This window comes from Agrobacterium sp. 22-214-1, assembly GCF_053522465.1.
Genome location: NZ_JBNWCK010000006.1, coordinates 102,991 through 124,995, shown reverse-complemented (window position 1 = coordinate 124,995; position 22,005 = coordinate 102,991). Strand labels below are relative to the sequence as shown.

Sequence of the window (22,005 nt, the reverse complement as noted above, 5' to 3'; positions counted from 1 at the left end):
TACGGTTCCGCAAGAACGCGCATTCAGCCCATGCGTTCGGACACATGTTCTCCGGGAGACGCGGGAAAGACGACCGTCCTGTTTCCGTTCAGGAAGACCCGGTGATGAATATGGGCGTGGATGGCCCGCGCAAGAACCTGGCTTTCCACATCCCGCCCGAGGCTGACATAATCCATCGCGCTCTGGGCATGGGTCACGCGGATCGTATCCTGCTCGATGATCGGCCCTTCATCGAGATCGGCGGTGACGTAATGGGCGGTCGCGCCGATCAGCCGCACGCCGCGCTCATAGGCCTGTTTGTAGGGATTGGCGCCCTTGAAAGACGGTAGGAAAGAATGGTGGATGTTGATGATGCGGCCTGACATTTCCTGACACAGCCGGTCCGACAGGACCTGCATGTAGCGCGCCAGCACCACGAGCTCCGCTCCGGTATCCTGCACCACCTGCAGGATCGCGGCTTCCGCCTCGGGCTTCGTTTCCGGCGTGACGCGGATGTGATGGAAGGGAATATCCTCGTTCACCACCTGCTTCTGATAATCCAGATGATTGGAGATCACGGCGACGATCTCGACCGGCAGCGCACCGATGCGGGAACGATAGAGCAGATCGTTCAGGCAATGACCGAAGCGCGAGACCATGATGACGACCTTCGTCTTTCGCGAAAGGTCATGAATATCATAATCCATATCGAAATCGGCCGCGACGGGACCGAAGCCGTCAAGCAGTGCATCGCGTCCCGATCCCTGTTCGGAAACGAAGCTCAACCGCATGAAGAAACGGCCCGTCTCCTGGTCGGTGAATTGCGAACTGTCGTTGATGTTGCAGCCGGACCGGGCGAGATAACCGGATACGGCGGCGACGATGCCGCTGCGCGCCGGGCAAGCGACTTTCATGATATAGGTGGTCAAATCCTGCTCCCCCTTGATGGATCAGCACTCCGGCAGGTTGACGGCGATGCCGCCCTGCGAGGTTTCTTTGTATTTCACATGCATGTCGCGGCCGGTCTCGCGCATCACGGTGATGCAATTGTCGAGCGGCATGAAATGGGTGCCGTCGCCACGCAGCGAAAGGCTGGCCGCCGAGACGGCCTTGATGGCGCCCAGCGCATTGCGTTCGATGCAGGGAACCTGAACGAGCCCGGCCGCCGGATCGCAGGTCATGCCGAGATGATGCTCCAGTGCGATTTCAGCGGCGTTTTCCACCTGCGCGTTGCTGCCGCCCAGAACCGCGCAAAGCCCGGCCGCCGCCATGGCCGCCGCCGAACCCACCTCGCCCTGGCAGCCGACTTCCGCCCCCGAAATCGAGGCATTGTGTTTGATGAGACCGCCGATTGCCGCCGCCACCAACAGAAGGTCGCGGATGCCTTCGCGGTGCGCACCGACGCAATGGTCGAGATAATAGCGCGCCACCGCCGGCACCACGCCCGCAGCACCATTGGTGGGAGAGGTGACGACGCGCCCGCCGGCGGCGTTTTCCTCATTCACCGCCATGGCGTAAACGCTCATCCAGTCATTGGCCTGATGCGGCTGGGTGAGGTTCAGCCCGCGCTCGGATTGCAATTGCGCATGGATAGCCTTCGCCCGGCGCTTCACTTTCAGCCCGCCGGGCAGGATTCCCTCCTGCGTCAGGCCCCGCTCGATGCAGCTTTCCATCACCTCCCAGACGCGGTCCAGCCTCGCATCCAGTTCCGGCCCGTAAACAACCTCTTCATTCGCCCGCTTCATCTGAGCGATGGTCTTGCCCGATGCGCGGCCCATGCGCAGCATTTCCGCCGCCGAGCTGAAAGGATAGGGCACCGGCTGCTGCTTGCCGGCGCTCAATCCCCCGGCCGACCTTTGAAGCTCCGTTTCGGTGACGACGAAGCCGCCGCCAATCGAATAATAGACCTCCCGGTGATAGGTGTTGCCCTGACGGTCGCAGGCAATGAGGACCAGCCCGTTGGCATGGCCGGGAAGCGGCGGGCCATAGTCGAAGACCAGATCCCTGTCCGGATCGAACCGCAGCGCCGGCAGCCCCTCGGGCTCGACGAGGCCGGTCCTGCGCACTTCCGCCTCGATCTCCTCCACCCGGTCGGGATCGAGCGTGTCGGGCTTCAGCCCGCACAGGCCGAGAATGACCGCGCGATCCGTCGCGTGGCCCTTGCCGGTGAAGGCGAGTGAGCCATGCAGGCTCGCCCGCAGGCCGAACAGGTCTCCGGCCCCCGGGAACTTGTCGCCGCCGCGCAGATCGTCAAGAAACCGGGCGGCCGCGACCATGGGTCCCATCGTATGAGAGGACGATGGGCCGATGCCGATCTTGAATATATCGAAGACCGACAGAAACATTTACGAACCGTAGATTGGGAAGGCGTCGCAAAGCGCTGCGACCTGCGCCCGCACGTCGGCCTCGATTGCGGCGTCACCCTCGGCATTCGCCGCCAGCGCATCGATGACACGCAGGATCAGCGCACCGATCTGTTCGAATTCGGCGACGCCAAAGCCGCGTGTGGTGCCGGCGGAGCTGCCGAGCCGGATACCCGAGGTGACGAAGGGCTTTTCCGGATCGTTGGGAATGGCGTTCTTGTTGCAGGTGAGCCCCGCCCGCTCCAGCGCGATTTCAGCGATCTTGCCGGTCACGCCTTTCGGGCGCAGATCGACCAGCACCATATGGCTGTCGGTTCCGCCCGAGACGATCCCCAGACCGCCCTTCGTCAGCACTTTGGCCAAGGCTTGCGCATTGGCGATGACCTGACCGGCGTAATCCGCGAAGTCCGGGCGCAGCGCCTCACCGAAAGCCACGGCCTTGGCGGCGATGACGTGCATCAGCGGACCGCCCTGATTGCCGGGGAAGACCGCCGAATTGAGCTTTTTGGCGAGATCGGCATCGTTGGTGAGGATCACGCCGCCGCGCGGACCGCGAAGGGTCTTGTGGGTGGTGGAGGTGACGACATGGGCGTGCGGCACGGGGTTCGGATATTTGCCACCGGCGATCAGCCCGGCATAGTGGGCCATATCGACCATCAGATAAGCGCCGACTTCGTCGGCTATTCTGCGGAAGCCGGCGAAATCGATCTGACGCGGATAGGCCGATGCGCCCGCCACGATCAGCTTCGGTTTCGTCTCCAGCGCCCGTGCCCGCACCTTCTCCATATCGATCAGATGGGTTTCGGCGTCGACCTCATAGGAGACGACATCGAACCATTTGCCCGACATGGTGACCGGCGAACCGTGCGTCAGGTGGCCGCCATGGGCCAGCGAAAGCCCCATGATCCGGTCGCCGGGCTGAAGCAGCGCCAGAAACACCGCCTGATTGGCCTGCGCGCCGGAATGCGGCTGCACATTGGCGAATTCCGCACCGAAGAGCTGCTTCAGCCGGTCGATGGCGACCGCCTCGACCTTATCGACGAATTCGCAGCCGCCGTAATAACGCTTGCCGGGATAGCCCTCGGCATATTTGTTGGTCAGCACCGAGCCTTGCGCCGCCAGAACATCGGCGGAAACGATGTTTTCCGAAGCGATCAGCTCGATCTGCGTCTTCTGGCGATCGAGTTCCTCGGCGATGGCGTCGGCGATCACCGTGTCCGAAACGGTATTATGCGACAGTCGGTTGAGCATTGTTTCCTCCTTCGAGATCAGGCGATGTCCGCCGCAAGTTCCTTGCAGCCGGTTTCAAGCAGATGGCCAAGATGCGATACGAAACTGTTCCAGATATCCATGCGAAAACGGTTTTCCGCATCGCGCCAGAGCACCACGCTGACGCCGTCGAAAATCGTCCGGCGTCCCTCGCCAACGGCAATCGTGTCAATGTCGCGGGCGCAGCCCAGCGTCAGCAATTCGGCGGCCTGCGGGCCTTCGATCAGGAGCGTCACTTCTCGTCCGGAAATATCGACGAGACTATGCGGATGGCTGGCGTAAACACCTGCGCAGGCCGCGATCAGCCCGTCGACCGCACCTATCGCCGTAAGAATGGTCCATTCATCGGGACCGAGGCGCAGGACTTCGATGTCGCCTGATGCGGCGCGGAGGCCGATCCGGTCCGGCAGAGTAAGGCCAAGGGCGGCGTTGAGCGGGGCGAGATCGCCGCGCATGCGCAGCGACAGCCGCGCCTGCGCGGCCAGAATGCTGACCCGGGCTGCTTTGCTCTCGGCCAGCGTGCCGGGAACGGGGGAGGAAACGCGCATGTTCATTGTCATCTCCTAGAGCATTTCCAGTAAAGGCGAATTCGCCTTTGCGTCCGGAAAATGCGCAAAAACAAAGAGTTATAGCATATCTGGCGAACTTGTGTTCGCCGGATATGCGCTAGTCAAATCTTCAGGCGGGTATTTTCGGGATCGACAAAGACCATCCCGGTGATTTTCGCGGCAATGGTGCGGTCCAGCATGGGAATATAAACGGTCTCGCCCATCCGCTCATGGCCGCCCTCAACCAGCGCCAGCGCAATCGGCTGGCCTGCGGCATCCGAGTGATAGGAGGAGGTGACGTGACCCACCATTTTCATCGGGATCGGCTGTTTCGGATCGAAGACGATCTGCGCCCCCTCTTCCAGCTTCGAGCGGTCCTCCGTCAGAAGACCGACGAGGTGACGGCGGCCCTTGGCGACGAGATCGGGGCGGGCAAGGCCGCGCTTGCCGACGAAATCCGGCTTGTTCTTGCCAACGGCCCAGCCCATCGCCGCATCATAGGGCGTAACCGTGCCGTCCGTGTCCTGGCCGACGATGATGTAACCCTTTTCGGCGCGCAACACATGCATGGTTTCCGTGCCGTAAGGCGTGATGCCATATTGCTGGCCGGCCTCCCACAGGATTTCCCAGAGCTTGCGGCCGAGCGGCGCCGGCACATTGACCTCGAAGCCGATTTCGCCGGTAAACGACACCCGGAATAGCCGCGCCGGCATGCCGGCCACGGTGCATTCCACGCAGGACATATGCGGGAAAGCCTCTTCCGTCAGTTCGACACCTTCCACCAGCGGCGTAAGCAGCTTTGCCGCGTTCGGGCCGTTCAGCGCAATGGTCGACCACTGTTCGGTGGTCGAGGTCAGCCAGACATTGAGATCGGGCCATTCGGTCTGGAGGTAATCCTCCATCATGTTCAGCACGCGGGCGGCGCCGCCGGTCGTGGTGGTGACATGGAAACGGTCCTCGGTCATGCGGCCGATAACGCCATCGTCGCGAATGAAGCCGTCATCGCCGAGCAGCAGGCCATAACGGCAGCGGCTGGCAGCGAGTTTCGTCCAGGGATTGGTATACATGCGGTTCATGAACTCGACCGCATCGGGACCGACCACTTCGATCTTGCCGAGCGTCGAGGCATCGAAAATACCCACGCTCTGACGCACCGCCCGGCATTCACGCCCGACCGCCGCATCCATGTCTTCGCCCGGTTTCGGGAAATACCAGGCGCGACGCCATTGCCCAACCGGCTCATAAACCGCGCCATGCTCCTCAGCCCAACCGTCGATCTGTGTCTTGCGCGTCACTTCGAAATGCGCGCCGCGGTGATAACCCGCAAACGCTCCGAAGGTCGTTGGCGTATAGGGCGGACGGAAGGTGGTCAGCCCCACCTGCGGCTGGCGCTTGCCCAGCGCTTCTGCCGCGATGTTGAGACCGTTGATGTTGGACATCTTGCCCTGATCGGTCGCCATGCCGTTGGTGGTGTAGCGCTTGACATGCTCGATGGAGCGCATGCCCTCACGCACGGCGAGCCTCAGATCCTTGGCGGTCACATCGTTCTGGTAATCCACGAAGGCCTTGGCCTTGCCGGCATCGCGGTCGCTCGGCAGTTCCGTGTGCGAGACGCCGCTGCCGGTACGGTCATGTTCCACCGCATGGCTGGAACTATTGGCGGCCTTGCCGAGTGCGGCGGCGACTTCGCGACCCCGTTCCGCACCGTCCTTCAACGCGGCCTCGATGCCCCACAGCCCTCGCCCGGCCCCGGCAATCACGCAATCCTCGTTAGTGAGGGCAGGAAGGAACGTAGTCCGCTCGTCGTCCCAGGCGATCTTGCCCTGCGTATGCGAAAAGAGATGCAGCGACGGCGTCCAGCCGCCCGACATCAGCACGGCGTCGCAGGCAATCTCCTGTCCCGCACCGACCGACGCGCCATTGACCGCATTGACCCGGACGGACTTGACCCGCAGGCGGCCCGAGGTCGCCGTGACCGTATGCGACAGCTTGACCGGAATGCCGAGCGCGCGCGCTTCGTTCACCAGTTCCTCGCGCACCTTGGCGCGGGTATCGACAATGGCCTGAACGCGCGCGCCCGCGCCGTGAAGATCGAAGGCCGCATACCAGGCGCTGTCATGGCTCGTCACCACCACCGGCCGGTTGCCGACCTTGACGCCGTAACGGTTGAGATAGGTCTGGGCAGCGCCCGCCAGCATCACGCCCGGCCGGTCGTTGCCGTGGAAGACCAGCGGCTTTTCCAGCGCGCCCTGCGCCAGCACCACCTGGCGCGCCCGAACGCGCCACAGGCGCTCGCGCGGCGTATCCTTCGGCACGGTTTCCAGATGGTCGGTCAGCTTTTCGCAGAGGCCGATCATGTTCTGGTGGTAATAGGCAATCGCCGTCGTGCGGGTCATGACCCTGACGCCGTGCTCCTTCAGCGCCTTCAGCTCATCCGCCAGCCAGTTCCATGCGGGCTTGCCGTCGATCTTCGCCTGCGGCTCCGACAGCAGCGTGCCACCGGCTTCGGCATTTTCATCAACCAGCACGACCTTCAGACCATCGACCGCCGCTGCGCGCGCTGCCGCGAGACCGGCAGGACCGGCGCCGACGATCAGCACATCGCAATGCAGGTTGCGCGAGGCATAAGTGTCGGGGTCCTCCTCCGTCGGCGAAACGCCGAGACCCGCAGCCGCGCGGATGAAAGGCTCGTAGACCTTGTTCCAGAAGCTCTTCGGCCACATGAAGGTCTTGTAATAGAAGCCCGCCGAAAACAGCATATAGGCCATGTCGTTGACCGCGCCGATATCGAATTTCAGGCTCGGATATTTGTTCTGCGAGGTGGTTTCCAGCCCGTTCCAGATTTCCTGCACCGTGGCGCGGGTGTTCGGCTCGAAACGTCCGGCGCTGCGGCGGGTGCCGATCAGCGCATTCGGCTCCTCGGAACCCGCCGCCACCGGGCCGCGCGGGCGGTGGTATTTGAACGAGCGGCCCATCAGATGCACGCCATTGGCGAGAAGCGCGGAGGCAACCGTATCGCCCTTCACACCGCGATAGGTCTTGCCGTCGAAGGTGAAGCTCACGGAGCGGGCGGCATCCACACGGCCACGGCCGGAAACGCGATAGGAGTTCATTTCGACACCTCGGAACTGGCTGGTGCACGGGTCAGGGAAGAAAGTTCAGGACGCGGCTCGCCCGCCCGATAGGTCGTGAGGAAACGATCGCTCACCGTATCACGCACGGCGTTGAAGAAGCGCCCGCAACCATGCAGGTGTCGCCAGCGCTCGAAATGCGGACCTTTCACGTTTTCGCGGATGAACAGGAATTCTTCCCATTGTTCATCGGTCTGCGACGAGGGATCGGCCGCGCGGGTAATATGGGCCTGCCCGGCATAGGTGAATTCGGCTTCCGGCAGTGTTTCGTTGCAATAGGGGCAGCGGATCAGCAGCATGGTTCTATCCTCAGTGCGCCACGGCTGCGGCGGCGGCCTCGTCGATCAGACGGCCGGAACGGAAACGTTCCAGCGTGAACGGCGCGTTGATCGGGTGCGGTTCGTTTTTGGCGATGGTCCAGGCGAAGGTATGCGCAGCGCCGGGCGTTGCCTTGAAACCGCCCGTACCCCAGCCGCAATTGACGTAAAGGCCGGCAACCGGCGTCTTGCCGAGAATGGCCGAGCGATCCGGCGTCACATCGACGATGCCGCCCCATTTACGCAGCATCCGCATGCGGTTGAAGATCGGGAAGATTTCGACGATGGCCGCGATCGTATGCTCGATCAGCGGCAGGCCGCCGCGCTGCGAATAGGACGTATATTGGTCCGTACCCGAACCGATGACCAGTTCGCCTTTGTCGGACTGGCTGATATAGGCGTGAACCGCGTTCGACATGACCACGCAGGGGAAGATCGGCTTGATCGGCTCCGACACCAGCGCCTGCAACGGATAGCTTTCCAGCGGCAGGCGAACGCCGGCCGTATCCATGACGACCGAGGTGTGGCCGGCGGCCGAAACCGCGACCTTCTTCGCCTTGATGAAGCCCCTCGCCGTCTCGACGCCCGCGACGGAGCCGTCGGCATTGCGGCGAATGGCCGTGACCGGGCAGTTCTGGATGATATCGACGCCGCGGGCGGCGGCACCGCGCGCATAACCCCAGGCGACAGCATCATGGCGGGCCGTGCCGGCCCGTTCCTGAAGCGCGCCGCCCATGACCGGATAGCGGGCATTCGGCGCAATGCTGAGCGGCGGGCAATAGTCCTTGCACTCTTCCGGGGTGAGCCAGCGATTATCGACGCCGTTCAAACGGTTGGAATGGATATGGCGCTTGAAGCTCTGCACGTCATGGACGTTATGCGCCAGCATCAGCACGCCGCGCCTTGAATACATGACGTTGTAATTCAGCTCCTGGCTCAAGTTCTCCCACAGATCGACGGCGTGATCGTAAAGACGGGCGCTCTCGTCATAGAGATAGTTCGAGCGGATGATCGTGGTGTTGCGGCCGGTATTGCCGCCGCCCAGCCAGCCCTTGTCGATGACGGCGACATTGGTGATGCCGTGCTGGCTGGCCAGATAATAGGCAGCGCCCAGACCATGGCCGCCGGCGCCGACGATGACCACGTCATATTCGGCTTTCGGCTGACTGTCGGGCCATTGCTCGTCCCAGTTCTTGTGGCCGGTCAGGGCATTCCGCAAAAGATTGAAGGCATTAAAACGCGTCATGAGCGGACCCGATGGTTGGAAAATCTCGTGTCGCAAAAGCTAGGAGCATTTACCGCGCGCCGGCTGGACAATCGCGTCTGTTTGCATGAATATTTGCGTCATGACCTCACACCGCGCCAGAAAACGCCTCAGCGTCGCCTTCCTGCTTGCCGACCGCTTCACGCTGTCGGCCTTCGCGAATTTCGTCGATGTGCTGCGTCTTGCGGCCGATGAGGCGGACCGTTCACGGCCTATCCTGTGCGAATGGTCGGTGCTCTCGGCAACCATGAGCAGCGTGCAGTCGAGCTGCGGCGTGAAGGTGCAGCCGGATACGCGGCTGATGGACGCCGGGCACTACGACTATATCGTCGTTGTCGGCGGCTTGATCAGCGATCACAGCGCCCTGCCGCAGGAGGCGCTGCGCTTCCTGAAAGAGCGGGCGGCGGCGGGCGTTCCCATCGTCGGGCTGTGCACCGGCGTTTTCATCCTGCACGAGGCCGGCCTGCTCGACGGTTATCGCTGCTGCGTGAGCTGGTTCCACCGCCAGGACTTTCTCGACCGTTTCGATACCGTCCAGATGATCTCCGACCAGATTTTCGTCATCGACCGCGACCGGCTGACCTGTTCCGGCGGCCACGGCGCCGCGCATCTGGCAGCCTTCCTCGTCGAGCGTCATGTCGGCCAGTCCGCCGCCATCAAAAGCCTCAACATCATGATGATCGACAGCGCGCTGAGTGGCGAAAAGCCTCAACCCGGCCAGCAGAGCGCACGCAAGGCCAACGATCCCCTCGTCAAAAAAGCAATCCTGCGGATGCAGCAGAATATCGAGGTTCCGAGAACCGTGCTGGAACTGGCGAATGATCTCGGCCTTGGCCGCCGCAGCCTCGAACGGCGTTTCCTGAACGACCTCAGCGCAACGCCTTCGAAGGTCTATCTCGAGCTTCGGCTGGATCGCGCTTTGTCGCTCCTGCGCACGACGCGTGACAGTATCACCCAGATTGCGCTCGCCACCGGTTTTTGCGATGCGCCGCACTTTTCCCGCACGCTACGAGCCGAGCGCGGTTTCACCCCCAGCGAATATCGCAAGACTCAGGCCGGCCACGTCGCAACCGACGAGGAATTCGCCGTCGGCGTGCTGCTTCCACAATCCTGAACATCCTTCGGTCACCGGTGTGAACAAGCCTTCTACCGCACGGCAGGGGGTGCAACGGGACAGAATCGCCGAGCTTTCGCAAACAATGAGCATTCCTTAAAGCGCAATATATTCAATCTATTGCGCGTCTTCAGATGCGCGAATTTTCCAAAATGAATAATTTTCTTATAAGCAATGTATAACTAAATTATACAATTTCATTGACTCATTCCATAACCCGTGCCAGCTTTTCATCGTCGACACGAATGGAATGCGCCCGCACCGGTTTGGGCAGGAGGTTTGAATGAAGAACGGCAAGAATGGCTTGTACGAAGATATCAAGCACCAGATTCTGACGATGGAACTCGACCCCGACCAGGATCTGGATGAGGTGAGCCTCGGCGCGCGCTATGGCCTTTCGCGCACCCCTGTCCGGGAAATCTTCCGCCGTCTCGAGGGTGAAGGTTATATCGATATCCGCGCCAATCGCGGTGCGCGCGTCATTCCGATGAACCATCAGACGCTGCGGCACTTCTTTCTCGTCGCCCCGATGATCTATGCCGCGATCGGCCGCCTCGCCGTGCAGAATTTCCGGCCGAAACAGCTGGGTGAACTGAAGGACACGCAGGAACGATTCCGCAAGGCGAGCGCAACGGGCGATGCTCCGTCCATGGTGGTGGAAAACAACCATTTCCACGCACTGATCGGCGACATGTCCGGGAATGTCTATCTTCAGGCAAGCCTCGGCCGCCTGCTGATCGATCACGCCCGCATCGGTCACACCTTTTACCGGCCCCGCAACGATGACATGCGCGAGCGCCTGAAACTCGCCGTCGAGCACCATGACGGCTTCATCGCCGCGATTGAAAAGCATGACGAGGACGCCGTCGTCGATCTGGTCTTCGAACATTGGGAATTGTCGCGCGAGAACATGGAAATGTTCATCGCACCACAGGGAATGAAGGCGGATGCCCTCGTCGAGGTGCCCGTTGCAGCGATGGAGAAATCGTCTTGAAGTTCGAAGGCATATATACCCCGGCGATCACGCCGCTCGGGCCGGAAGGAGAGATCGACCGTGACGGTTTTGCAGCCGTTCTGGAACAGCTGATCGAAGCGAAGGTGCATGGCATCATCGTCGGCGGCTCCACGGGCGAATATTACGCGCAGACGGCGCAGGAGCGCTTCGATCTGGCAGCTTACGCAAAGGATGTGATCGGCACACGGCTGCCGCTGATCGTCGGCACCGGGGCCACGCGCACCGAGGATTCCATTGAATATGCCAGGGCCGCAAAGGACATCGGGGCCGACGCCATTCTCGTCTCCTCCCCGCCCTACGCCCTGCCGACGGAGCGCGAAAATGCCGTTCACGCCCTTGCCGTCGACCGCGCCGCCAACCTGCCGATCATGCTCTACAACTACCCCGCCCGCATGGGTGTGATGATGGGCGAGGACTATTTCGCCCGCGTCGGCAAGTCGAGAAATGTCGTCGCCATCAAGGAAAGCTCCGGCGACATGGGCAATCTGCACCGCCTCGCTCGCAAGTTCCCGCATATTGCGCTGTCCTGCGGCTGGGACGACCAGGCGCTGGAATTCTTCGCCTGGGGCGCGCGGAGCTGGGTCTGTGCGGGCTCGAATTTCCTGCCGCGCGAACATGTGGCGCTCTATGAGGCCTGCGTTCTGGAAAAGAACTTCGACAAGGGCCGCGCGATCATGACCGCGATGCTGCCGCTGATGGATTTTCTCGAATGCGGAAAATTCGTGCAATCCATCAAGCACGGCTGCGAGATCATCGGCCTGAAGGCCGGTCCCGTCCGCGCGCCGCTCAGGCCGCTAAACTCCGAGGAAAAACGCACTCTCCAGACTGTCGTCGCCACCTTGAAGCGCACGGTCGCCCAGATCACGTCGGGAGCCAATCATGCATGAACCTTTGACCGCCGCCGAATACCGGGCGATTGCCGCCGATCTTCAATTGCCCGCCAACGCCTTCATCGACGGCGCTTTCGTGCCGGCCAAATCCGGCAAGACATTTGTCTCGACCAACCCCGCCACCGGCGAAAAGCTCGCCGATATCGCGGCCTGTGACGCAAGCGATGTCGACTACGCAGTCGCAAAAGCGCGGGAAGCCTTCGAAGACGGCCGCTGGCGTCAGCTCGCACCTGCGGAGCGCAAGGAAATCCTCCTGGAATTCGCCAAGCTGCTTGAGCGCAACAGGCACGAACTGGCGGTCATGGAAAGCCTCGACAGCGGCAAGCCGATCCGCGAGTGCCAGACGGTCGACGTTCCCGATACGATCCATACCATTCGCTGGCATGCCGAGCTGATCGACAAGCTTTACGACAATACCGCCCCGGTCAGCGGCAACGCTCTTGCCATGATCGTGCGCGAACCCGTCGGCGTCGTCGGCTGTGTCCTGCCCTGGAACTTCCCGCTGCTGATGCTGGCATGGAAGATCGGCCCGGCGCTTGCCTCCGGCTGCTCGGTCATCGTCAAGCCGGCTGCGGAAACGACGCTGACGACTTTGCGTGTCGCCGAACTGGCCCATGAGGCTGGCATTCCCGCCGGCGTCTTCAACGTCGTCACCGGCGGCGGCAAGGAGGTCGGCGAGCCGATCGGCATGCATATGGATGTCGACATGGTGGCCTTCACCGGCTCGACACCGACCGGCCGACGGTTCCTGCGTTATGCCGCCGATTCCAACCTCAAGCGCGTCGTGCTCGAATGCGGCGGCAAGAACCCGGCGGTGGTGCTGGACGATGCCGAAGACCTCGATCTCGTTGCCGAACAAGTCGTCAACGGCGCATTCTGGAACATGGGCGAGAATTGCTCGGCCTCCTCGCGGCTGATCGTCGATGCGAAAATCAAGGACGAGCTGCTCCAGCGGATCGGCGCTTATATGCGCGAATGGAAGATGGGCGACCCGCTCGACCCGGAAAACCGTGTCGGATCGCTGGTCAGCAAGGCCCATTTCGACAAGGTCCACTCCTTCCTCGACGACGTGAAGACCGAAAAGCTTGCCATCGTTCACGGCGGCAAGACCGAGAAGGGCATCTTCATCGAACCCACGGTCGTCGATGACGTCACGCCGTCCAGCCGTCTTTTCCAGGAAGAAATCTTCGGCCCGATCCTGTCGGTGACGAGTTTCAACACGCTCGCCGAGGCGGTGGCTCTTGCCAACGACATCAATTATGGCCTTGCGGCCTCCGTCTATACCGCAAGCCTGCGCAAGGCGATCCGGCTGTCGCGCGACATCCGCGCCGGCATCGTAACCGTCAACTGCTTCGGAGAGGGCGATGCCACGACGCCTTTCGGCGGTTACAAGGAATCCGGTTTCGGCGGGCGCGACAAGTCGATTTTCGCGCACGACAATTATTGCGAACTCAAGACGATCTGGATCGACATATCGGATCGTTCGGTGGACGAGACGGTCAGATGACGAGCCGGTCCGTCAAACGTTTGCCGGTCGAAAACGGCATCTCGGGCTGGGAGGCGATCAGCAAACGTTCCTTCCCGGTCCGCAGCCTGGAAGGCGACGTCACGGCGGACTGGTTGATCATCGGCGCGGGCTTTGCCGGTCTTTCCGCCGCCCGCCGTCTGCTGGAGCTTTGCCCCGGCGACAGGATCGTCATTCTCGATGCGAGCGAGGTGGGCAAAGGAACCTCGGGCCGCAATTCGGGCTTCATGATCGACGTCCCGCACAATCTCGCATCCGGTGAATATTCGAGCGGCGCTGCCGATGCCACCAAAGTCGAGATGGAACAGAACCGCTCGGCGATAAAATTCGCCGCCGGGGCCGCCGCGGAATACGGAATGTCGCACCAGACATTCGATCCGGCCGGAAAGATAAATGCCGCCGCAACCGCACGCGGCATGAAGCTCAATGAAAGTTTCGGCCTGTCGCTGAAAAACGCCGGCGAGAAGCACAGTTTCCTCGACGCCGCGCAGATGCGCGCGCTGACCGGATCGGATTATTACCTCGGCGGGCTCTATACGCCGGGCGCAGTGCTGATCCAGCCGGCGGACTATATCCGCGAATTCGCCGCCGGCCTTTCGCGCAGGGTGGACCTGTTCGAACATTCGCCGGTGAGCGCCCTGAAACGTGAGGGCGGCGTGTGGACCGCCATGTGCCCACGCGGCAGCGTCACCGCTCCGAAGGTCGTTCTCGGGGTCAATGGGCACATCGATGATTTCGGCCATTTCCAGGGCCGGCTGATGCACATCTTCGCCTATGCCTCGATGACGGCGCCGTTTCCTGCGGAGGATTTCGGCCGCAAGACTTCCGGACACGACAATTGGGCGCTGCTTCCCGCCGACGCCATGGGGGCGACCGTCAGGAAGGTCACCTCCGGCGGCCAGTCGCGCATCGCAATCCGCACGAAATATACCTACGACACCACCCTTTCGCTTACAGAGCAGCGGCTCTCGAAGATGGTGGACGCGCATCGGCGCTCGCTCGACGCCCGCTTTCCCGGTCTCAAGGGCATAGCGTTCGAGCATAGCTGGGCCGGGCGCATCTGCCTCAGCCGCAACCACGTGCCCGCTTTCGGCGAGATCGAGGAAGGGCTTTTTTCCGCCTGCTGCGAAAATGGTCTCGGCACGGTGAAAAGCACACTCGCCGGCATGATGGCGGCGGAACTGGCGACCGGCAACACCTCCCGGCATCTTCAGGAATACATGGATCACCCTCAGCCGTCCCGGCTGCCGCCGGAACCGTTCGCGTGGCTGGGAATCAATTCGGTGATCCGTTTGCAGGAATTGCGTGCAGGCCGCGAGGGATGAACCCTCCCGCGCAATGGGAAGACCGGGCCGGCGTCGGGTCTTCGAATAAGAATGGGAACAAAAACTAGGAGATACACAATGAAGACTTTATGGAAGGCGCTTTGCGCGGCCGCGATGGTCGGCATGACGGCATTCTCCGCTCACGCGGAAGAAAAGACCATTACCATGGGTACGATGTCCTGGGAGGATCTTACACCCATCACCGGAATTACCAAAAAAGTGCTGGAGGATTCCGGCTATACCGTCAAGGTTGTGCCCTTCTCCGAATGGGGCATCGCCTATGCCGCGCTGACGAAGGGCGATATCAAGCTTCTGGTCTCGCAGACCGATTATATCGCCCAGGACTACTGGGATAAAAACAAGCGGCGGCTGGAAAAAATCTCGCCCGTATCGCACGGCCTCTTCCAGGGCATCGCTGTGCCGAAATACGTGCCCATCGACTCCATCGATCAATTGAACGACAATGCCGACAAGTTCGGCGGCAAGATCGTCGGCATCGAACCCGGTTCCGGTCTGATGCGTGACACCGGCAATGCCGTCAAGAGTTACGGCCTGAAGCTCCAGCTCGTCGAAGGCAGCACCGCCGCGATGACCGCCGCGCTCAAGTCGGCGGTCGACCGCAAAGAATGGATCGCCGTCACGATCTGGGAACCGTCGTGGATGATGCAGCGATACGACGTCAAGTACCTGAAGGATCCGAAGGCCGTGTTCCCGCCGCCGCAGAGCTATTACTGGATCGGTCAGAAAGGCTTCTCTGCGGAATATCCGCATGCCCGCGAAGTGATCGCCAGCGTCTATGTGCCGCTTGCCGATATCACCGCGATCAACGCCGCGGTCAATGACGGCAAGACGATGGATCAGGCGGTCAAGGACTGGACCGACAGCCACGCCGATCTTCTGAAGCGCTGGGAAAACATCAAGAGCGAATGACCTTGAACGTGCGGGCCGCCAGGGTGGCCCGCACCTGGATTTCCAAAACTTGAAGGCCGGCCCGAGCAGGCCCGTGGGGAACGCAATGGATGCTATGATGAATGATTCCAACGAAGTGTTGGTTGATTGCCAGAACGTCTGGAAGATTTTCGGCGCGCGTGCTCAGGCCGCCGTCAAGGCCGTCTCCGAACGCGGATTGTCGAAGAAGCAGGTATTGGAGGATTTCGACTGTGTCGTCGGCGTCTCCGACGCCAGCCTTCAGGTTCGCCGTGGCGAAATCTTCTGCATCATGGGGCTTTCCGGCAGCGGCAAATCGACATTGATCCGGCTTCTCAACCGCCTCATCGAGCCGAGCGTCGGCAAAATCACCGTGAAGGGCAAGGATATCGCCCGGCTGAATGCCGCCGAACTGCGTGAATTGCGCGCCCGCAACATCGCCATGGTCTTCCAGAGCGTGGCGCTTTTGCCCCACCGCACCGTGCTTGAGAATGCCAGCTTCAGCCTCGAGGTTCGCGGCGTCGCGAAGGACGAGCGCAACCGCGTGGCGCGCGCCGCCCTTGAGAAAGTCGGGCTGGGGGACTGGACGTCGCGCTATCCCTCCGAACTGTCGGGCGGCATGCAGCAGCGTGTCGGCCTTGCCCGTGCGCTCGCCGCCGATCCCGAGATCATTCTCATGGACGAGCCGTTCAGCGCGCTTGACCCCCTTATCCGCCGCCAATTGCAGGACGAATTCCGGCAGCTGACGAAATCGCTCGGCAAATCCGCCGTTTTCATCACCCATGACCTTGAGGAAGCCATCCGCATCGGCGACCGCATCGCCATCATGAAGGACGGCGTCATCGTGCAGGTCGGCACCGCCGAGGATATCGTCACCAAACCCGCCGATGACTATGTCGCCGATTTCGTGGCGGGCATCTCCAGAATCCATCTGGTGAAGGCGCATTCGGTCATGCAGCCGGTCACCGAATTTGCGGCCTCCCGGCCCCACTGCGATATTGGCACGCTGCTCCGGGCCTCGCCGGAAGCCGATATCGGCGCGCTGATCGATCTCACCATGCAGTCCGATCAGGATGCGGTTGCGGTGGTCGAGAACGATGCCGTGATTGGTGTCGTCACGACACGCGGCTTGCTGCGCGGCGTCGCCGGAACGCCCGGCGAAGAATTCACGGCGGCTTAGGCGGAGGGATGGTCATGGACACCTCGATCATCACGGACCGTTTCGACACCTGGACGGAAGATGCGCTTGGCTGGATCGGCGATAACGGCGAAGGGCTGTTCGATTTCGCCAGCCGGTTGCTGGAGGGCAGCTATGACGGCATCCTCTGGTTTCTCCAGCTTGCCCCACCGGTCGTCATCGCACTTGTCGCGGCACTGCTCGGCTGGCGGCTGATCAACCTGACAGCCGGCATTCTTGCCGGCGTCGCGCTGCTGTTTTGCGCGACCATGGGACTGTGGACCGAAACCATGAGCACGCTGGCGCTCGTCGCCACGGCGACAATTCTCGCGCTTCTGGTCGGAATACCGGTCGGCATCCTCGCGGGCTTCGCCAAATCGCTGGACAGGGTGCTGGAACCCGTCCTCGACCTGATCCAGACCATGCCGCCTTACATCTACCTTCTGCCCGCGATCGCGCTTCTGGGATATGGGCCGGCGACTGCGCTCATCGCCACCTTCATCGTCGCCATGCCGCCCGCCATTCGGCTGACCTCGCTCGGCATCCGCATGACGCCCCGGGAATTCATCGAACTGGGTCACGCAAGCGGATTGACGCCCTGGCAGATGTTCACGAAAATCCGCCTGCCATTCGCCATTCCAAGCGTCATGGCCGGTATCAATCAGAGCCTGATGATGGCCTTCGGCATGGTCGTCATTGCCGGCATCGTCGGCTCCGGCGGCCTTGGTGAGACGATCTACGGGGCCGTGCGCACGCTCGATATCGCCACCTCCATCAATGCCGCAATCGCCATCGTCATTTTGACCATGGTGCTGGATCGGCTCACGCAAAGCGCGGCCCGCCGCGTCAAGGTAGGTGCAAGATGAATTTCGACATGCTCCGATTTTCACCGGGCACCTATCTCGCGCCCACCGTGGACTGGCTGAACACCAATTTTCATCCGTTCTTCGCAGCGGTGACCAACATCATCGAAACGGTTCTCGGCGCAATCGAAGCCGCACTGCTCTATCCGCCCGCCTTTGCCCTGATCGCCGTAGCGACCGTGCTTGCCTTCTTCTTCATCAATATGAAGGCCGCGATGGTGACGGTGCTGACGCTGGCATTCTGCTTCTTCGCGGGCCTGTGGACAGAATCGATGCAGACGCTCGCTCTGGTGACCGTGGCCGTCGCCATTTCGGTGTCAATCGCATTCCCGCTCGGCATTCTGGCATCGCGCTACAAGCGGTTCGAAACACTCATTCGTCCGGTGCTCGACATCATGCAGACCGTGCCGCCATGGGTCTATCTGATCCCGGCCGTCATGATCTTCAGTCTCGGCCGCGTTCCCGCGATCATCGCGACCATCGTCTACGGGGTTCCGCCGATGCTGCGCCTCACGACGCTCGCCTTCAACCAGGTGCCCAAGGACCTTCTGGAACTTGGGCAGGCGACGGGCGCATCGCCGCGCTCCATCCTGTTCAAGATCGAAATCCCATCCGCGACGCCCACGCTTCTGGTCGGCCTCAACCAGTGCATTCTGCTTTCCCTGGCCATGGTCGTGCTGGCGGGGCTTGTCGGGGCCGGAGGGCTCGGCGCCGAAGTCACGCGCGGATTGACCCGCATGGAAATGGGTCCGGGCCTGAGGGCAGGACTTGCCATCGTCGCCATCGCCATTTTCCTCGACCGCCTTTCCAGAGGTGCGTTGCAGGGCCGCCGGGCATCGGCGCAGGAAAACGGCGCGAACTGAGGAAAGAATCCATGCGCCACAGCTTTTTCTGCATCGATTCCCACACCTGCGGAAACCCCGTTCGCCTCGTTGCCGGCGGCGGGCCGCTGCTGCCGCATCTTCCAATAGCCGCGCGCCGCGAAATATTCGTTCGCGACCATGACTGGGTCCGGCAGGCGCTGATGTTCGAACCTCGCGGCCATGATGTGATGTCGGGCGCGATCATCTATCCGGCCCACCGGCAGGATTGCGATTTCGCGGTGATATTCATCGAGGTCAGCGGATGCCTGCCGATGTGCGGCGCCGGCACCATCGGGCTCGTGACGGCGGCAATCGAGGAGGGTCTGGTGACCCCGAAAGTACCGGGCAGACTGTCGATAGAGACGCCCGCGGGACGGGTCGACATTCAATACGAGAAGCCCGGAGAATTCGTCGAATCCGTCCGCATGTTCAATGTCGCGAGCTACCTTCATGCCGCCGATGTGGAGGTTGAGGTTCCCGGCCTCGGCAGGCTCCTTGTCGATATCGCCTATGGCGGCAATTATTATGCGGTGGTCGAGCCGCAAGCCGCCTGGGCCGGTCTCGACGGCATGTCGGCCAGCGATATTGTCGATCTCAGCCGCAAGCTGCGCAGCGCGCTTTCGCCTATTTGCAATCCGGTCCATCCTCAGGATGAGAGAATAAGTGGTGTGCATCATGCCATCTGGTGCGACCAACCGGTTTCAACAGATGCAGATGGGCGCGGCGCGGTGTTTTACGGAGACAAGGCCATCGACCGGTCACCCGGCGGCACGGGCACTTCGGCCCGCATGGCGCAGCTCCACGGCAAGGGCCGCCTTAAAGCCGGGGAGAAATTTCGTCAGGAAAGCCTGATCGGCACGATCTTCGAAGGCAGGATCGAGCAGGAGACGGAGATCGGCAGCTTCAGGGGCATCGTCCCGAGCGTTTCAGGCTGGGCGCGGATCACCGGGCACAACACGATATTCGTGGATGACCGCGACCCGCTGGCCCACGGATTTCAGATCGGTTGAGGAGTGCTTCGGTCATGGTGGATATCGGTCGCATCGGCATCGTCGGAGGCGCTGGATGGCTCGGAACCGCGATAGCTAAGGCGCTCGTTTGCTCCGGCATGCTATCCGCCGACCGGTTGACCTGCTCTTTCCGGCACAGCAAGCCAGCAGAGCCGCTGGACTGCCGCTGGACGCAGGATAACGGGGAGTTGGTAGACAATTCCGATATCGTCATCCTTTCGGTGCGGCCGCAGGATTGGAGCGCGGTCGAGATCAATGCCACCGGAAAACTGGTGGTTTCCGTGATGGCCGGCGTGACGGTCGACAATATCAGGGAAAGAACCGGTTCCGCACGCGTCGCACGGGCTCTGCCGAACGCTGCAGCGGAAATCGGTTTGCCTATACGCCTTTCTTCGTTGCATCGTCTGAAACAGGCGATGCGGAGACTGTCGGCACGCTATTCCGCAGCTGCGGTGAAGTGGACCTTGTGGGCCGGGAGTCGGATATCGACTATTTTACCGCCATGTCCGGATCGGGCGCGGCATTTCCCGCCTTGCTGGCGGAAGCGATGATGAATGATGCAATCGCCCGGGGCATACCGCCAGTCGTGGCCCGCCGCGCCGCACAGCAGGTCATGATTGGAGCAGGACGGCTCCAGGAACGGGATGGCACGTCTCCCGACGAAACGGTGACGTCATTTGTTGACTACAAGGGGACAACGGCCGCCGGCATTCTGGCGATGCGCAGGGCGGGCTTCGCCAATGTGGTCGAGGCTGGATTGGATGCCGCCTTTCGAAAGGCAAAGGCGCTTTCCGTTCAGTGATTTCAGTGCATTGCTTGGGCGGCGCGCTTCCAATGGGAAATGCGCGCCGCACTTGTCCGGCCAATTTGTTCTATTGCGGCAGGCTCAATTTGGCCATGCGGCCGCCATCGACACTCCAGACCTGCCCCGTTACGAAAGACGATTCCGATGACGCCAACCATGCGACAAGGCTTGCGACTTCTTCCGGCTTGCCGGTGCGGCCGACGAGATGGATGTTGCCGATGGAGCGCCTGAAACCGGCCGGATCAGGCATGCTTTCGATGAAATCGATGTTTAGATCCGTGTCGATCCAGCCCGGCGCGACGGCATTGCAGCGAATGCCCTCCGCTCCGTGATCGACGGCAACGGCGCGGGTCAGGCCATGCAGGCCGGCCTTGGAGGCGCAATATGCGGCATGTTTCGGATTGGAACCCAGCCCCTCGATGGAACCGATATTCACGATCGTTCCCTTTGTAGCCCGCAGATGCGGCAGGGCAGCCTTGATGAGCATGAAGGGCGTGGTCAAATTGACGGTCAGGTTGCGGGTCCAGTCTTCGAGAGACATTTCCTCGACAGGCGCCTCCTGCATCATCCCGGCATTGTTGATGAGGACATCGAGCCTGCCGGACTGGTCGATGATGGTTTTCACGGCAGCGGAAGCCGCCGCCGGATCGGCGAAATCCACGGGAAGGCCCTCAAACTCCCGATCTTCGCCCCGTTGCGCCGTGAAAACCCGGGCGCCTTCTTCGCGCAGCCTGCTGGCAATCGCCCGGCCGATGCCGCTGCGTCCGCCTGTCACCAGAGCGACTTTTCCATTAAAACGGGTCATCCTACCGGCTTTCCTCCATTTACCTCGACCAGAGCGCCGCACATGTAACGCGCAGCGTCGGAGGCGAGAAAGGTGATGACATCGGCAATATCCTCGGGTTCCGCGATCCGCCCCAGCGGTACGGTTTTTCCGAGTTCGGCAACGGCCGTATCGGGGTCGAAGCCTCTCTTGATGAATCCGGTACGCAACATCGGCGTGTTGACCTCATTGGGACACACCGCATTCACCCGGATATTCTGATGTGCATGGTCCATGCCCATGCACTGGGTAAGGGACGCGATCGCCGCCTTGGTCATGCAATAGACCGCATGGTTCGGTCCCGGACGCACACCCCAGCAGGACGACACGTTAACGATTGCGCCGCCGCCTCTCGCAGCCATGATCGGAATAGCGGCACGGCAGACGCGGAACGGGGCCTCGACATTGACGCCGACCGATAGCGACCAATCGGCATCGGTCGTTTCCGTCACCGCACCTCTTGTGATGACACCGGCATTGTTGATGACGATATCGAGCGCGCCGAGTGCATCGAAGGCCGCCTGCGCCAATCCGTCTGCGTAAGCCGGGTCCAGCAGATCGCCCTCCAGATAGGCGTCGGCCTCAAGCCCGGCGAGGCTTCGATCCGCCACCGCCACGCGAGCGCCTTCCGACCGCAGCTGGCGCACCACGGCCGCCCCGATGCCGCCGGCAGCGCCGGTCACCAACGCGGATTTTCCCTGAAAACGTGTCATTCTCATCCTTTGTGTTCATTCGGTTGGCGATCAAATAGTCAGGGCGCTGTGCTGTACCGGACCGAATTCGACCGGCCCCAGTGG

General features: G+C 61.8%; 19 protein-coding genes and 1 pseudogene. 11 read left to right on the top strand and 9 right to left on the bottom strand.

Annotated features, from left to right (window positions below):
• Positions 1-23 precede the first annotated feature (23 nt).
• From purU to ACQZ5G_RS20040, 7 genes are all read right to left on the bottom strand, one after another.
• A complete protein-coding gene (purU, locus tag ACQZ5G_RS20070; RefSeq protein ID WP_448733257.1) occupies positions 24-908 on the bottom strand; it encodes a formyltetrahydrofolate deformylase in 885 nt (294 codons plus the stop codon).
• A gap of 21 nt (positions 909-929) precedes the next feature.
• Entirely contained in the window at positions 930-2,324 is a 1,395-nt protein-coding gene (locus ACQZ5G_RS20065) for an L-serine ammonia-lyase (protein ID WP_448738690.1), read from the bottom strand.
• Positions 2,325-3,593 carry a serine hydroxymethyltransferase gene (gene glyA, locus ACQZ5G_RS20060; RefSeq protein WP_448738691.1) on the bottom strand — a complete coding sequence of 423 codons (1,269 nt, stop codon included), beginning with the start codon at positions 3,591-3,593 and terminating at the stop codon, positions 2,325-2,327.
• 17 nt (positions 3,594-3,610) lie between these two features.
• Positions 3,611-4,165, bottom strand: a complete 555-nt coding sequence (locus tag ACQZ5G_RS20055; RefSeq protein ID WP_448738692.1) for a sarcosine oxidase subunit gamma — start codon at positions 4,163-4,165, stop codon at positions 3,611-3,613.
• 116 nt (positions 4,166-4,281) lie between these two features.
• Positions 4,282-7,272, bottom strand: a complete 2,991-nt coding sequence (locus ACQZ5G_RS20050) for a sarcosine oxidase subunit alpha (RefSeq protein ID WP_448738693.1) — start codon at positions 7,270-7,272, stop codon at positions 4,282-4,284.
• Positions 7,269-7,589: a sarcosine oxidase subunit delta gene (locus ACQZ5G_RS20045; RefSeq protein ID WP_003504489.1), complete on the bottom strand. Its 321-nt coding sequence runs from the start codon at positions 7,587-7,589 to the stop codon at positions 7,269-7,271. The genes ACQZ5G_RS20050 and ACQZ5G_RS20045 overlap by 4 nt, the downstream gene beginning before the upstream one ends.
• 10 nt (positions 7,590-7,599) lie before the next feature.
• Positions 7,600-8,853, bottom strand: coding sequence for a sarcosine oxidase subunit beta family protein (locus ACQZ5G_RS20040; RefSeq protein ID WP_003521992.1), 1,254 nt, complete (start codon positions 8,851-8,853; stop codon positions 7,600-7,602).
• An 85-nt stretch (positions 8,854-8,938) separates the two neighbouring features.
• Here ACQZ5G_RS20040 and ACQZ5G_RS20035 point away from each other — a divergent pair, with 85 nt between their 5' ends.
• The 11 genes and pseudogenes from ACQZ5G_RS20035 (at position 8,939) to ACQZ5G_RS19985 (ending at position 20,382) form a co-directional block, all read left to right on the top strand.
• Complete coding sequence (locus ACQZ5G_RS20035; protein WP_448738694.1) at positions 8,939-9,985, top strand: GlxA family transcriptional regulator; 1,047 nt, start codon at positions 8,939-8,941, stop codon at positions 9,983-9,985.
• A gap of 283 nt (positions 9,986-10,268) precedes the next feature.
• The gene (locus ACQZ5G_RS20030) at positions 10,269-10,979 is read left to right on the top strand and encodes a GntR family transcriptional regulator (RefSeq protein WP_059761131.1); all 711 of its coding nucleotides are present in this window, start codon (positions 10,269-10,271) and stop codon (positions 10,977-10,979) included.
• Complete coding sequence (locus tag ACQZ5G_RS20025; RefSeq protein ID WP_448738695.1) at positions 10,976-11,887, top strand: dihydrodipicolinate synthase family protein; 912 nt, start codon at positions 10,976-10,978, stop codon at positions 11,885-11,887. Before ACQZ5G_RS20030 ends, ACQZ5G_RS20025 begins: the two co-directional genes overlap by 4 nt.
• Positions 11,880-13,397 (top strand): aldehyde dehydrogenase, encoded by a 1,518-nt coding sequence (locus ACQZ5G_RS20020; RefSeq protein ID WP_448738696.1) that lies wholly within the window; start codon positions 11,880-11,882, stop codon positions 13,395-13,397. Before ACQZ5G_RS20025 ends, ACQZ5G_RS20020 begins: the two co-directional genes overlap by 8 nt.
• The gene (locus ACQZ5G_RS20015; protein WP_448738697.1) at positions 13,394-14,740 is read left to right on the top strand and encodes an NAD(P)/FAD-dependent oxidoreductase; all 1,347 of its coding nucleotides are present in this window, start codon (positions 13,394-13,396) and stop codon (positions 14,738-14,740) included. The genes ACQZ5G_RS20020 and ACQZ5G_RS20015 overlap by 4 nt, the downstream gene beginning before the upstream one ends.
• A gap of 78 nt (positions 14,741-14,818) precedes the next feature.
• On the top strand, positions 14,819-15,670 hold the full coding sequence (locus ACQZ5G_RS20010; RefSeq protein WP_448738698.1) for a glycine betaine ABC transporter substrate-binding protein: 852 nt from the start codon (positions 14,819-14,821) through the stop codon (positions 15,668-15,670).
• Positions 15,671-15,767: 97 nt separating this feature from the next.
• On the top strand, positions 15,768-16,847 hold the full coding sequence (locus tag ACQZ5G_RS20005) for a quaternary amine ABC transporter ATP-binding protein (RefSeq protein WP_448738699.1): 1,080 nt from the start codon (positions 15,768-15,770) through the stop codon (positions 16,845-16,847).
• Positions 16,848-16,861: 14 nt separating this feature from the next.
• Positions 16,862-17,710: an ABC transporter permease gene (locus ACQZ5G_RS20000; protein WP_448738700.1), complete on the top strand. Its 849-nt coding sequence runs from the start codon at positions 16,862-16,864 to the stop codon at positions 17,708-17,710.
• Positions 17,707-18,570 carry an ABC transporter permease gene (locus ACQZ5G_RS19995; RefSeq protein WP_448738701.1) on the top strand — a complete coding sequence of 288 codons (864 nt, stop codon included), beginning with the start codon at positions 17,707-17,709 and terminating at the stop codon, positions 18,568-18,570. Before ACQZ5G_RS20000 ends, ACQZ5G_RS19995 begins: the two co-directional genes overlap by 4 nt.
• An 11-nt stretch (positions 18,571-18,581) precedes the next feature.
• Positions 18,582-19,580 carry a 4-hydroxyproline epimerase gene (locus ACQZ5G_RS19990; protein ID WP_448738702.1) on the top strand — a complete coding sequence of 333 codons (999 nt, stop codon included), beginning with the start codon at positions 18,582-18,584 and terminating at the stop codon, positions 19,578-19,580.
• 14 nt (positions 19,581-19,594) lie between these two features.
• A pseudogene (locus tag ACQZ5G_RS19985) lies at positions 19,595-20,382 on the top strand (pyrroline-5-carboxylate reductase family protein).
• 70 nt (positions 20,383-20,452) lie between these two features.
• Here ACQZ5G_RS19985 and ACQZ5G_RS19980 read toward each other — a convergent pair.
• Complete coding sequence (locus tag ACQZ5G_RS19980; RefSeq protein ID WP_448738703.1) at positions 20,453-21,190, bottom strand: SDR family NAD(P)-dependent oxidoreductase; 738 nt, start codon at positions 21,188-21,190, stop codon at positions 20,453-20,455.
• Complete coding sequence (locus ACQZ5G_RS19975; RefSeq protein ID WP_448738704.1) at positions 21,187-21,921, bottom strand: SDR family NAD(P)-dependent oxidoreductase; 735 nt, start codon at positions 21,919-21,921, stop codon at positions 21,187-21,189. Before ACQZ5G_RS19975 ends, ACQZ5G_RS19980 begins: the two co-directional genes overlap by 4 nt.
• Positions 21,922-22,005: the final 84 nt, after the last annotated feature.